This window comes from Streptomyces sp. B93, from assembly GCF_018070565.1.
GTDB lineage: Bacteria > Actinomycetota > Actinomycetes > Streptomycetales > Streptomycetaceae > Streptomyces.
In genome coordinates this window covers 1-12,917 of sequence record NZ_JAGPXL010000058.1, presented here as the reverse complement: position 1 = coordinate 12,917, position 12,917 = coordinate 1, and the positions used below count along the sequence as shown (strand labels likewise).

Below are 12,917 nucleotides of genomic sequence, written 5' to 3'. Positions count from 1 at the left end.
AGGCACCACCGAGGACACCGCAGCACTGAGGGGGAGAAGCAGGTGAGCACCACGGCCTCCACGGCGGCCACCGCCACCGGCGGACCGGGACAGGGGCAGGGACCAGCACCGGGTCAGGGACCGGGCCAGGCGGCCCGCCCCGCCCCGACCACGACCGGTCCGGCGACCGCCGGGCTCGGCTTCTGCCGGGTCACCATCGTCGCGCCCGACAGCCGCATCGACGTGGCGCTGCCCGACGACGTACCCGTCGCCGACGTCTACCCGGAGATCCTCAGGCTCTCCCGGCAGACCGCCGCCGAGGGCGCCCCGGTCGGCTACCACCTCGTCCGCCGCGACGGCACCGTCCTGGACAGCTCCCGCTCCTTCGCGGCGCAGCGCATCCTCGACGGTGAACTCCTCACCCTGCGCCCGTTCTCCGAGTCGCTCCCGCCCGCCGTCTTCGACGACGTCTCCGACGCGGTCGCCTCCGCCGTCACCCGCGACCGCTCCCTGTGGCACGGCGATCTCACCCGCGCCGCCGGTCTGATCGGCGGCGGCGTCCTGCCCGCACTGCTCGCCTTCGTCGCCTGGACCGCCGACCCGCGCCACGACATGCACAGCGTGCCCGGCATCCTCGCGGGCGTCGCCGGAGTGCTCCTCGTCGTCCTCGCCTGTGTCCGCGCCCGCGTCTACGACGACCGCGCGTCGGCCGTCGCACTGGGCCTGGGCGCCCTGCCCAACGTCGGGGTCGCCGGTTCCGGCCTGCTGTCCCTGTCCGAGGGGCAGGGCATCGGCAAGCTCCAGTTCCTGCTCGCCTGCGCGGCGGTCCTGGTGGCCTCGGTGGTCCTTACCCTGTGCTCACCGCGCGGCGACGGCCCGTTCGTCGCGTTCGCCACCGCCTCGGGCCTCGCCCTGACCGCCACCTTCGTGGCACTTCTCAGGCACTGGACCCCGGCCGAGATCGCCGCCCTGTGCGCGCCCGTCGCGATCGGCGCCCTGGCCTTCCTGCCGGGCATGTCCATGCGCTTCGCCCGGCTGCCCATCGGCTTCGAGGCCCCGGACACCACCCCGCGCAGCGTCTACGGCGCCGACCCCGAGCCCCCCGAGCCGGTGGACGCCGAACGCATCGAGGCCCAGGCCCGGCGCGGCCACGAACTCCTCGTCGGCCTCGTCGGCGGCTGCTCCCTGCTCGCGGTCGGCTCGGCACTCGTCCTCGGCTTCACCGACGACCTGTGGGCGCAGCTGCTCGCCCTCGCCACCGGGATCGCCCTGCTGATGCGCGCCCAGCTGTTCCGCTACACCGCGCAGGTCGCCACCGTCCTCGCCGCCGGTCTCGGTTCCCTCGTCGCGCTCGGCCTCGGCCTGGCGCTCAACCCGCCGCACGCGCTGGTGCGTGACGCCCTGGCGGGGGACCGCGCCGACCTCGACATCCGCACGATCTGGCTGGTCGCGGCGATCGCGGCGGCCGCGGCCCTCATCACCGCGATCGGCCTGATGGCGTCCCGCAGCGGGCTCACCCCGTTCTGGGGCCGCTTCCTGGAGATCGCCGAGGGCTTCGTCCTGCTGACACTCGTGCCTCTGGCGCTCGCCGTCTTCGACGTGTACGCGGCGGTGCGGTCCATGACGGGCTGACGTGAAGAGGGGGTGCACGCGCGCGTGCACCCCCTCACGTCACTCGTCGGTACGACGCTCAGTCCGCGTCCGCCCCGCCGCTGCCCGGCATCGGCTCCAGGTCGAACTCACCGTCCCGCGCGCCCAGCACGAAGGCCCGCCACTCCGCCTCGGTGTACCGCAGCACGGTGTCCGGGTCGAGCGACGACCGCATGGCCACGGCACCCTCGGGCAGATAGGCGATCTCGACGCGCTCCTCGTGCTCCTCGGTGCCCGGCGCGCAGTGCCACTCGACGCCGGAGATGTCGAGCGCGTACAGCTCGTCCCGCTCCCGCTCCTTGCGTGCCTTGATCTCGGCTTCCGTCTCCGCCATCGCTGGGCGACCCCTTCCAGACGCACGTACAGTCCAAACGGTCACCCTAGTGGTCGCGCACGTACCCCCCGGCCCGTTCCGGGCACCGCGTAACGGGTGGGGTTCACCTGCTGGTACTCTGGGTGACGGCCGTATGTGTACGCACCCCCGGAGCCCTGTGTCCTGGAGGCCGCGCCCATCGGATCCTCGCCTTCCGAGTCATGGAAGCTCCCCCGAGACGCAGACCGGGGGCACTCGGTGGCCTTTTTCAGACTATTGAGGAGTACGCGTGTCGCTCGACGCCGCCACGAAGAAGCAGATCATCTCCGAGTTCGGTACCAAGGAGGGTGACACCGGCTCCCCCGAGGTCCAGGTCGCTCTGCTGTCCCGTCGGATCTCCGACCTGACCGAGCACCTCAAGACCCACAAGCACGACCACCACTCCCGCCGGGGCCTGCTGATCCTGGTCGGTCAGCGTCGTCGCCTGCTCCAGTACCTCGCCAAGAAGGACATCCAGCGCTTCCGTGCGCTGGTCGACCGCCTCGGCATCCGCCGCGGTGCGGCGGGCGCCAAGTAAGACAGCGTGAGGGGAGCGGTTCCCGCAGTTCGGGGGCCGCTCCTTTTGCTGTACGTGCGCACTGTCACTGCTGCTTTGTAGTGTGGTAGCACAACGCAATACGTACACACAGCGTGATACGGCGTACCCGTACGGGGTATGACCGCCACGCACCGACGAGGAGAAGCGCATCTCGCCGCCGCCGGTCCTCGGTAGTGGCCCCCGGGACGACGAAACCCCCGGGTGCTTCGATCGAAGACCGGCTTGCACCAGGAGCGGCGCTTCTCCGCCACCGTCCCCCTGCCGCACGGGCAGCGAGGGACAAAAGACGACAAGTAACGGAGAAAACGCTAGTGGAGAACGAGACCCACTACGCCGAGGCCGTCATCGACAACGGCTCCTTCGGCACCCGCACCATCCGCTTCGAGACGGGCCGCCTGGCCAAGCAGGCCGCCGGTTCCGCCGTGGCGTACCTGGACGACGACACCATGGTGCTGTCGGCCACCACCGCCTCCAAGAACCCCAAGGACCAGCTCGACTTCTTCCCGCTGACGGTCGACGTCGAGGAGCGGATGTACGCGGCCGGGAAGATCCCCGGTTCCTTCTTCCGCCGTGAGGGCCGCCCCTCCGAGGACGCCATCCTCACCTGCCGCCTGATCGACCGCCCGCTGCGCCCGTCCTTCAAGAAGGGCCTGCGCAACGAGATCCAGGTCGTGGCGACGATCATGGCGCTCAACCCCGACCACCTGTACGACGTCGTGGCGATCAACGCCGCCTCCGCGTCCACGCAGCTCGCCGGTCTGCCCTTCTCCGGCCCGATCGGCGGCGTCCGCGTCGCGCTGATCCGCGGCCAGTGGGTGGCGTTCCCGACCCACAGCGAGCTGGAGGACGCCGTCTTCGACATGGTCGTCGCGGGCCGCACCCTGGAGGACGGCGACGTCGCGATCATGATGGTCGAGGCCGAGGCCACCGAGAAGACCATCAAGCTGGTCGAGGGCGGCGCCGAGGCCCCCACCGAGGAGGTCGTCGCCGCCGGTCTGGACGCCGCGAAGCCCTTCATCAAGGTCCTGTGCAAGGCGCAGGCCGACCTCGCCGCGAAGGCCGCCAAGCCGACCGCCGAGTTCCCGATCTTCCTGGACTACCAGGACGACGTCCTCGAGGCCCTGACGGCCGCCGTCCGCCCGGAGCTGGCCTCCGCGCTGACCATCGCGGGCAAGCAGGAGCGCGAGGCCGAGCTGGACCGCGTCAAGGCGCTCGCCGCCGAGAAGCTCCTGCCGGAGTTCGAGGGCCGCGAGAAGGAGATCTCCGCCGCCTACCGTTCGCTGACCAAGACCCTGGTCCGCGAGCGCGTGATCAAGGAGAAGAAGCGCATCGACGGCCGGGGGCTGACGGACATCCGTACCCTCGCCGCCGAGGTCGAGGCCATCCCGCGGGTCCACGGCTCCGCCGTGTTCGAGCGTGGCGAGACCCAGATCCTGGGCGTCACCACCCTCAACATGCTCCGCATGGAGCAGCAGCTGGACACCCTCTCCCCGGTGACCCGCAAGCGCTACATGCACAACTACAACTTCCCGCCGTACTCCACCGGCGAGACCGGCCGCGTCGGCTCCCCGAAGCGCCGCGAGATCGGCCACGGCGCCCTCGCCGAGCGCGCCCTGGTGCCGGTCCTGCCGACCCGCGAGGAGTTCCCCTACGCGATCCGTCAGGTGTCCGAGGCGCTCAGCTCCAACGGCTCGACGTCCATGGGCTCGGTCTGCGCCTCCACCATGTCGCTGCTGAACGCCGGTGTGCCGCTGAAGGCCCCCGTCGCCGGTATCGCCATGGGCCTGATCTCCCAGGAGATCGAGGGCGAGACGCACTACGTCACCCTCACCGACATCCTCGGTGCGGAGGACGCCTTCGGCGACATGGACTTCAAGGTCGCCGGCACCAAGGAGTTCGTGACCGCCCTCCAGCTCGACACCAAGCTCGACGGCATCCCGGCCTCCGTCCTGGGTGCCGCCCTCAAGCAGGCCCGCGACGCGCGTCTCCACATCCTCGACGTGATGATGGAGGCCATCGACCGGCCCGACGAGATGTCCCCCAACGCGCCGCGGATCATCACCGTGAAGATCCCGGTCGACAAGATCGGCGAGGTCATCGGCCCCAAGGGCAAGATGATCAACCAGATCCAGGAGGACACCGGCGCCGAGATCACCATCGAGGACGACGGCACCATCTACATCGGTGCCGCCGACGGCCCCTCCGCCGAGGCCGCCCGTACGACGATCAACTCGATCGCCAACCCGACCATGCCGGAGGTCGGCGAGCGCTACCTGGGCACGGTCGTGAAGACGACCACCTTCGGCGCCTTCGTCTCCCTGCTCCCCGGCAAGGACGGCCTGCTGCACATCTCGCAGATCCGCAAGCTGGCCGGCGGCAAGCGCGTGGAGAACGTCGAGGACGTGCTCGGCGTGGGCCAGAAGGTCCAGGTCGAGATCGCCGAGATCGACTCCCGCGGCAAGCTCTCCCTCATCCCCGTGATCGAGGGCGAGGAAGACGCTTCCTCGGACGACAAGAAGGACGACGCCGACAAGTGACGTCCCGTGGCTCCAAGGCGACGGCCCGCCCCTCCTCGGAGGCGCGGGCCGTCGCCCGTACCCAAACCCTCATCAAGGGCGAGAACGGCATCGGCACCGTCCGCAAGACCACCCTCCCCGGTGGCCTGCGCGTCGTCACCGAGACCCTGCCGTCCGTGCGCTCCGCGACCTTCGGCATCTGGGCCCACGTCGGCTCCCGCGACGAGACCCCGGCGCTCGGCGGCGCCACGCACTACCTGGAACACCTCCTGTTCAAGGGCACCAGCCGCCGCAGCGCCCTCGACATCTCCTCGGCGCTGGACGCCGTGGGCGGCGAGATGAACGCGTTCACGGCCAAGGAGTACACGTGCTACTACGCGCGCGTGCTCGACACCGACCTGCCGCTCGCCATCGACGTCGTCTGCGACATGCTCACCGGCTCGCTCATCCTGGAGGAGGACGTCGACGTCGAACGCGGCGCCATCCTCGAGGAGATCGCGATGACCGAGGACGACCCCGGCGACTGCGTGCACGACCTCTTCGCGCACACGATGTTCGGCGACAACCCCCTGGGCCGCCCCGTCCTCGGCACGGTCGACACCGTCAACGCCCTCACCGCCGACCGCATCCGCCGCTTCTACGAGAAGCACTACGACCCCACCCACCTGGTGGTCGCCTGCGCGGGCAACATCGACCACAACAAGGTCGTACGGCAGGTCCGCGCGGCCTTCGAGAAGGCGGGCGCCGTCAAGGACCCCGCCGCCACGCCGGTCGCGCCGCGCGCGGGCAGCCGCGCCATCCGCACCGCGGGGCGCGTCGAGCTGATCGGCCGCAAGACCGAGCAGGCCCATGTCGTCCTCGGCATGCCCGGCCTGTCCCGCACCGACGACCGCCGCTGGGCGCTCGGCGTGCTGAACACCGCCCTCGGCGGCGGCATGTCCTCCCGGCTCTTCCAGGAGGTCCGGGAGAAGCGTGGCATGGCCTACAGCGTGTACTCGTACACCTCGGGCTTCGCCGACTGCGGCCTCTTCGGCGTCTACGCGGGCTGCCGCCCCTCCCAGGTCCACGACGTGCTGAAGATCTGCCGCGACGAACTCGACCAGGTCGCCGAGCACGGTCTCACCGACGAGGAGATCGACCGCGCGATCGGCCAGCTGCGCGGCTCCACCGTCCTCGGTCTGGAGGACACCGGCGCGCTGATGAACCGTATCGGCAAGAGCGAGCTGTGCTGGGGCGAGCAGATGTCCGTCGACGACATGCTGTCCCGGATAGCCTCGGTCACACCGGACGACGTGCGCTCGGTGGCCCGCGACATCCTGGGCCGCAGGCCGTCCCTGTCGGTCATCGGCCCGCTGAAGGACCGCCAGGCGTCCCGGCTGCACGACGCCGTCGCCTGACCCTCCCGTACGTCCCGTTCCTCCCGTAAGGAAGCAACAACATGAGCAAGCTGCGCGTGGCGGTCCTCGGCGCCCAGGGCCGTATCGGGTCCGAGGCGGTACGGGCGGTCGAGGCCGCCGAGGACATGGAGCTGGTGGCCGCCCTCGGCCGGGGCGACAAGCTGGAGACGCTGGCCGAGACCGGCGCCCAGGTCGCCGTCGAACTGACCACACCGGCCTCGGTGATGGGCAACCTCGACTTCTGCGTCCGGCACGGCATCCACGCCGTCGTCGGTACGACCGGCTGGACCGACGACCGCCTCGCGCAGCTCAAGGGCTGGCTGGCCCAGTCCCCGGAGACGGGCGTGCTCATCGCCCCCAACTTCTCCATCGGCGCCGTACTGACCATGAGGTTCGCCCAGCTCGCGGCGCCCTGGTTCGAGTCCGTCGAGGTCGTCGAGCTGCACCACCCCAACAAGGTCGACGCCCCCAGCGGCACCGCCACCCGCACCGCCCAGCTCATCGCCGCGGCCCGCGCCAAGGCGGGCAGCGCCCCGGCGCCGGACGCCACGGTGACGGCCCTGGACGGCGCCCGCGGCGCGAACGTGGACGGGGTCCCCGTGCACGCCGTCCGGCTGCGCGGCCTCCTCGCCCACCAGGAGATCCTGCTCGGCGGCGAGGGCGAGACCCTCACCATCCGCCATGACTCCCTCCACCACAGCAGCTTCATGCCGGGCATCCTGCTGGGCGCCCGCCGGGTCGTGACCACTCCGGGCCTCACCTTCGGCCTGGAACACTTCCTGGACCTCGACTGAGCCCGGGACACCCACAGATGCGCGCGAAGATCACCTACATCGTCACGGCCGCCGTCCTGGTCTTCTACTTCGCCCTGGTCGGCAGCCGCGGCGTGCTGCTCATCAGGACCGGCACACTGATCACCGTCACCTTCGGCATCGCGGTGCTGATCCTGCCGGTGATCGGGCTGTGGTTCCTGTGGAAGAACACCCAGTTCGTCCGCCGGGCCAACCAGCTCGCCGCCGAACTAGAGGCCGAGGGCGGGCTGCCTGTCGACGAGTTGCGGCGCCTGCCCAGCGGCCGGATCGACCGCGACTCGGCCGACGAGGTCTTCGCCCGCCGCAAGGCCGAGACGGAGGACGCCCCCGACGACTGGCGCACCTGGTTCCGCCTCGCCGTCGCCTACCACGACGCCCGAGACACCCCGCGCGCCCGCAAGGCGATGCAGCGTGCCATCGCCCTCCACGACGGCAGACCCGTCGAGGTCTGACCACGACGACCCCAACGAAAGGGCCCCCCGCGTCGCCGCGGGCGGCCCTTTCGAATACAGGTGGCGTGTCAGCCCCGCCGGTACTCCTCGGCCCACGCCTCCACCGAGTCCGCCGCCCGGTCGAAGGACTCCGACCGGGCCAGGAAGTCGGCGTTGTGCGTGGTCAGCAGCGGCGGCATGCCCTCGGAGGTCCGGTCCCGGCGGACCAGCAGCAGTGCCTGGCCCTGCACCGTGCGCGGCAGACCGAGCCAGCGCACCGGCTGCTGCACCGTCCGCACCGAGACCACCCGGTCCCACGGCACCGTACGCGTGACCAGGAAACCCACCCGACGCAGTCCCCGCGCGCTCACCCACACACCCATGCGCAGCATCCGCAGCGCCGCGACGATCATCGCGAGGGCGATGCCGAAGACAGTGCCGGCGGCGGAGACGGTGTCGGTCAGGGCGATGATCACCCCGGCGAAGAGCACGTACGAGGCGAGCAGCAGCACGAGCGCGGCCGCTCCCACCCGCCAGGGGCCGGGTCGGTACGGGCGCCGCCAGCGCTCGCGGTCGTCGAACGGCAACGCGACGTCGTCCGCGGTGTCGAAGGCGCGGTCGGCCGTCAGGAAGGGCAGGGGCACGGCTGGTCCTCACTCGTTCCATCCATGGGCTGTGCCCGGTGAGGTTATCGACCCATGTCCATGCCCACCACCCGCGGGGGTCCGTACGAGTCAGCGGAGGCTCAGCGCCCGTCCGTCGCCTGGGACTGCTGGGTCCCCGTGGCCGACTGGTCGATCTCCAGCGCGGGCATGCCGAGCACCAGGGAGCCCACGAGCGCCGCGACGATCGTGAGGCCCAGCAGCCAGCGCCCGGCTATCTGCCCGCCGGTCGCCCGCCGCCGCGGCGGTGGCGCCACATTGCTGCGAAACCGGTCGGCCTCGGCGAGAAAGGCGAACGGGACGGGCTCACGCCGACGGAACATCGGAGGTACCGCTCCTCTCACAGGTGCGACGGAAGTGTCTGTCATAGGCACAGACGAGCGAGTGGCCGGGGAAGTGCCCAGTTCTCCCGGATTCTTCACAGAGAGGTGCGTATCTCACGCCGGAGGGAGGACCGTAAAGTGGGCGCGCACTCCAGATGCGATCGGAAGGACCTCTGTGACCGCCCCCGAAGACCGGACCCCGACTACACACAGTGATGTTGAAACGCGCAGCGATGTAACGGTCGAGCTGGTGAAGTCCAGTGCGTCGGACGCCGACGTCCTGTTCGCCGCCCGGGTGTCGACTCTCGGTGACCAGTCGCTGGACGAGCTGAAGAAGGACCCCGAGCGGTCCAAGGGCCTCATCAACTACCTGATGCGGGACCGGCACGGCAGCCCCTTCGAACACAACTCGATGACCTTCTTCATCAGTGCCCCGATCTTCGTGTTCCGGGAGTTCATGCGGCACCGTGTGGGGTGGTCGTACAACGAGGAGTCGGGGCGGTACCGGGAGCTCCAGCCGGTCTTCTACACGCCGGACGAGTCCAGGAAGCTCGTTCAGGAGGGACGGCCCGGCAAGTACGTCTTCGTCGAGGGCACCCCGTCGCAGCACGCGACGGTCCGCCACGTCCTGGAGGACTCCTACCAACAGGCCTACTCCGCCTACCAGAAGCTGCTCGCGGAGGGCGTCGCCCGGGAGGTCGCCCGGGCCGTCCTCCCGGTCGGCCTGTTCTCCTCCATGTACGCCACCTGCAACGCCCGCTCGCTGATGCACTTCCTCGGTCTGCGCACCCAGCACGAACTGGCCAAGGTGCCGTCCTTCCCGCAGCGGGAGATCGAGATGGTCGGCGAGAAGATGGAGGCGGAGTGGGCGAGGCTCATGCCGCTCACCCACGCCGCCTTCAACGCGAACGGGCGCGTGGCGCCGTAGCGCACACCCGTTTCACCGGCTGGGACGCATGTGCGGTTCAGCCTCACGAAGTGTCCGTATTGCGGCATTTAGAGAAGTTCATCTAGCCTGATCAAACGGGTCCGGCACTGCTTGAACCCCCGAGCAGGCAGTGCCGGGCTCACCCTTTGTCCTGACTTTTCCCGCCCCCCGAGGGCAGACCCACGGATGAGCAACGAGTAGCGTGTAACCCATGGCTCCGACCTCCACTCCGCAGACCCCCTTCGGGCGGGTCCTCACCGCCATGGTCACGCCCTTCACGGCGGACGGCGCACTTGACCTCGACGGCGCGCAGCGGCTCGCCACCCACCTGGTGGACGCAGGCAACGACGGCCTGATCATCAACGGCACCACCGGCGAGTCGCCCACCACCAGCGACGCGGAGAAATCGGACCTGCTGCGGGCGGTACTGGAGGCCGTCGGCGACCGCGCCCACATCGTCGCCGGAGTCGGAACCAACGACACCCGGCACAGCATCGAGCTGGCCCACGCCGCCGCCCACACCGGCGCGCACGGCCTGCTGGTCGTCACGCCGTACTACAACAAGCCCCCGCAGGAAGGCCTCTACCGGCACTTCACGGCCATCGCCGACGCCACCGAGCTGCCGGTCATGCTCTACGACATCCCCGGCCGCAGCGGCGTCCCGATCAACACCGAGACACTCGTCCGGCTGGCCGAGCACCCCCGGATCGTCGCCAACAAGGACGCCAAGGGCGACCTCGGGCGCGCCAGCTGGGCCATCGCCCGCTCCGGCCTCGCCTGGTACTCCGGCGACGACATGCTGAACCTGCCGCTGCTCTCCGTGGGCGCGGTCGGCTTCGTCTCGGTCGTCGGCCATGTCGTCACCCCCGAGCTGCGCACCCTCGTCGACGCCTACACGTCCGGCGACGTGCAGAAGGCCACCGAGATCCACCAGAAGCTGCTCCCGGTCTACACCGGCATGTTCCGCACCCAGGGCGTCATGACCACCAAGGCCGCCCTCGCCCTCCGGGGCCTGCCCGGCGGCCCCCTGCGCGCGCCCATGGTGGAACTCACCGCACAGGAGATCGACCAGCTCAAGATCGATCTTGCCGCGGGCGGGGTACAGATCTGACAACAGACTTCGCCCGCGGCGACGCGGGCACGGACTTCACAACTGAATAGGCAGGCACCGGTGCCTGCACCCACACGACAACTGCTTCTGCACGAACGTCACGCGCGCCACGTGCCCGACCGGTACGTGGCGCGCGTGGTGAGGAGAGTCTTTTGAGTCATCCGCATCCTGAACTGGGCCCGCCCCCGCCGCTCACCGAAGGCGGCCTCCGCGTCACCCCGCTCGGCGGCCTCGGTGAAATCGGCCGGAACATGACGGTCTTCGAGTACGGCGGCCGCCTGCTGATCGTCGACTGCGGAGTGCTCTTCCCCGAGGAGGAGCAGCCCGGAATCGACCTGATCCTGCCGGACTTCTCGTCCATCCGGGACCGCCTCGACGACATCGAGGGCATCGTCCTCACCCACGGCCACGAGGACCACATCGGCGGCGTCCCCTTCCTCCTCCGGGAGAAGCCGGACATCCCCCTGATCGGCTCCAAGCTGACCCTCGCCCTCATCGAGGCCAAGCTCCAGGAACACCGCATCCGCCCGTACACCCTTGAGGTCGCCGAGGGCCACCGCGAGCGCATCGGCCCCTTCGACTGCGAGTTCGTCGCGGTCAACCACTCCATCCCGGACGCGCTGGCCGTCGCCATCCGCACCCCCGCGGGCATGGTCGTCCACACCGGCGACTTCAAGATGGACCAGCTTCCGCTGGACAACCGCCTGACCGACCTGCACGCGTTCGCCCGGCTCAGCGAGGAGGGCATCGACCTCCTCCTGTCCGACTCCACGAACGCCGAGGTCCCCGGCTTCACGCCGCACGAGCGCGACATCTCGGGAGTCCTGCGCCAGGTCTTCGCGACCGCCCGCAAGCGGATCATCGTGGCGAGCTTCGCCAGCCACGTCCACCGGATCCAGCAGATCCTCGACGCCGCCCACGAGTACGGCCGCCGGGTCGCCTTCGTCGGCCGCTCCATGGTCCGCAACATGGGGATCGCCCGCGACCTGGGCTACCTGAAGGTCCCGCCGGGCCTCGTCGTCGACGTCAAGACCCTCGACGACCTGCCCGACCACGAGGTCGTCCTGGTCTGCACCGGCTCCCAGGGCGAACCGATGGCGGCGCTGTCCCGCATGGCCAACCGGGACCACCAGATCCGCATCGTCGAGGGTGACACGGTGATCCTGGCGTCGTCCCTGATCCCCGGCAACGAGAACGCGGTCTACCGCGTGATCAACGGCCTCACCCGCTGGGGCGCCAACGTCGTCCACAAGGGCAACGCCAAGGTGCACGTATCCGGCCACGCCTCCGCAGGCGAACTGCTGTACTTCTACAACATCTGCCGCCCGAAGAACCTGATGCCGGTCCACGGCGAATGGCGCCACCTCCGCGCCAACGCCGAACTGGGCGCCATGACCGGCGTACCCCACGACCGCATCGTCATCGCCGAGGACGGCATCGCCGTCGACCTCGTCGAGGGCAAGGCGAAGATCTCGGGCAAGGTCCAGGCGGGTTACGTCTACGTCGACGGCCTGTCCGTCGGTGACGTCGGCGAACCGGCGCTCAAGGACCGCAAGATCCTCGGCGACGAGGGCATCATCTCGGTCTTCGTGGTCATCGACTCCACCACCGGCAAGATCAACGCCGGGCCCCATGTCCAGGCCCGCGGCTCCGGTATCGAGGACTCGGCGTTCGAGGCCGTGATCCCAAAGATCACCGAGGCCTTGGAACGCTCGGCCCAGGACGGCATCGTCGAACCCCACCAACTCCAGCAGCTGGTCCGCCGCACGCTGGGCAAGTGGGTCTCCGACACCTACCGCCGCCGCCCGATGATCCTGCCGGTCGTCGTGGAGGTCTGAGCGCCAACTCCGGAGCGGGGCACCTCGATTTGCATCGGGGCGCCCCGCTCCAGTACGTTTACGGCTCCACCCACCTGGGAACCCGGCTGCCTCGTGCACCGGGGAACGTTCGCCGGGGCGGGCTGGAAATTCCGACTCAGAACTTCTGATAAAGTCGGAGCCGCCGGAAAGGGAAACGCGAAAGCGAACACCTGGAAAGCGCCGAGGAAATCGGATCGAGAAAAGGATCTGGTAGAGTCGGAAACGCAAGACCGAAGGGAAGCGCCCGGAGGAAAGCCCGAGAGGGTGAGTACGAAGGAAGCGACCGTTCCTTGAGAACTCAACAGCGTGCCAAAAGTCAACGCCAGATATGTTGATAC

At 69.7% G+C, this 12,917-nt stretch carries 12 protein-coding genes; 9 read left to right on the top strand and 3 right to left on the bottom strand.

All coding sequences use genetic code 11. From position 1 onward, the window contains the following. The first annotated feature begins 42 nt into the window (after nt 1–42). On the top strand, nt 43–1,611 hold the full coding sequence (gene eccD, locus KBY47_RS32500; RefSeq protein WP_210927584.1) for a type VII secretion integral membrane protein EccD: 1,569 nt from the start codon (nt 43–45) through the stop codon (nt 1,609–1,611). Between the two features lie 58 nt (nt 1,612–1,669). Here the strand turns inward: eccD and KBY47_RS32495 are convergent, their stop codons facing one another. Further along, nucleotides 1,670–1,963, bottom strand: coding sequence for a DUF397 domain-containing protein (locus KBY47_RS32495; protein ID WP_210927581.1), 294 nt, complete (start codon nt 1,961–1,963; stop codon nt 1,670–1,672). 268 nt (nt 1,964–2,231) lie between these two features. Here KBY47_RS32495 and rpsO point away from each other — a divergent pair, with 268 nt between their 5' ends. From rpsO to KBY47_RS32470, 5 genes are all read left to right on the top strand, one after another. Next, nucleotides 2,232–2,519: a 30S ribosomal protein S15 gene (gene rpsO / locus KBY47_RS32490; RefSeq protein WP_004982702.1), complete on the top strand. Its 288-nt coding sequence runs from the start codon at nt 2,232–2,234 to the stop codon at nt 2,517–2,519. 332 nt (nt 2,520–2,851) lie between these two features. Beyond that, nucleotides 2,852–5,077, top strand: coding sequence for a polyribonucleotide nucleotidyltransferase (locus tag KBY47_RS32485; protein WP_210927578.1), 2,226 nt, complete (start codon nt 2,852–2,854; stop codon nt 5,075–5,077). Next, nucleotides 5,074–6,453, top strand: coding sequence for a pitrilysin family protein (locus KBY47_RS32480; protein ID WP_210927576.1), 1,380 nt, complete (start codon nt 5,074–5,076; stop codon nt 6,451–6,453). Before KBY47_RS32485 ends, KBY47_RS32480 begins: the two co-directional genes overlap by 4 nt. Nucleotides 6,454–6,494: 41 nt before the next feature. Further along, the gene (gene dapB / locus KBY47_RS32475) at nt 6,495–7,247 is read left to right on the top strand and encodes a 4-hydroxy-tetrahydrodipicolinate reductase (protein ID WP_210927574.1); all 753 of its coding nucleotides are present in this window, start codon (nt 6,495–6,497) and stop codon (nt 7,245–7,247) included. Between the two features lie 17 nt (nt 7,248–7,264). Then, nucleotides 7,265–7,717: a hypothetical protein gene (locus tag KBY47_RS32470; protein WP_210927572.1), complete on the top strand. Its 453-nt coding sequence runs from the start codon at nt 7,265–7,267 to the stop codon at nt 7,715–7,717. A gap of 68 nt (nt 7,718–7,785) precedes the next feature. Here the strand turns inward: KBY47_RS32470 and KBY47_RS32465 are convergent, their stop codons facing one another. Then, nucleotides 7,786–8,340: a hypothetical protein gene (locus tag KBY47_RS32465; RefSeq protein WP_210927570.1), complete on the bottom strand. Its 555-nt coding sequence runs from the start codon at nt 8,338–8,340 to the stop codon at nt 7,786–7,788. Between the two features lie 101 nt (nt 8,341–8,441). After that, a complete protein-coding gene (locus tag KBY47_RS32460; protein WP_210927568.1) occupies nt 8,442–8,681 on the bottom strand; it encodes a hypothetical protein in 240 nt (79 codons plus the stop codon). A 175-nt stretch (nt 8,682–8,856) separates the two neighbouring features. Between KBY47_RS32460 and thyX the strand changes: the two genes are divergently transcribed. From thyX to KBY47_RS32445, 3 genes are all read left to right on the top strand, one after another. Further along, entirely contained in the window at nt 8,857–9,609 is a 753-nt protein-coding gene (gene thyX, locus KBY47_RS32455) for an FAD-dependent thymidylate synthase (protein WP_210927565.1), read from the top strand. 211 nt (nt 9,610–9,820) lie between these two features. Continuing rightward, on the top strand, nt 9,821–10,720 hold the full coding sequence (gene dapA / locus KBY47_RS32450; RefSeq protein WP_210927563.1) for a 4-hydroxy-tetrahydrodipicolinate synthase: 900 nt from the start codon (nt 9,821–9,823) through the stop codon (nt 10,718–10,720). Between the two features lie 152 nt (nt 10,721–10,872). Beyond that, entirely contained in the window at nt 10,873–12,558 is a 1,686-nt protein-coding gene (locus tag KBY47_RS32445; protein ID WP_210927561.1) for a ribonuclease J, read from the top strand. The last annotated feature ends 359 nt before the right edge of the window (nt 12,559–12,917 follow it).

What these genes read in the sequence shown, in the direction of transcription:
- dapB (WP_210927574.1), top strand. Translation starts at nt 6,495, where the DNA reads ATGAGCAAGCTGCGCGTGGCGGTCCTCGGCGCCCAGGGCCGTATCGGG.
- KBY47_RS32470 (WP_210927572.1), top strand. Translation starts at nt 7,265, where the DNA reads ATGCGCGCGAAGATCACCTACATCGTCACGGCCGCCGTCCTGGTCTTC.
- KBY47_RS32495 (WP_210927581.1), bottom strand. Translation starts at nt 1,963, where the DNA reads ATGGCGGAGACGGAAGCCGAGATCAAGGCACGCAAGGAGCGGGAGCGG.
- KBY47_RS32460 (WP_210927568.1), bottom strand. Translation starts at nt 8,681, where the DNA reads ATGTTCCGTCGGCGTGAGCCCGTCCCGTTCGCCTTTCTCGCCGAGGCC.
- dapA (WP_210927563.1), top strand. Translation starts at nt 9,821, where the DNA reads ATGGCTCCGACCTCCACTCCGCAGACCCCCTTCGGGCGGGTCCTCACC.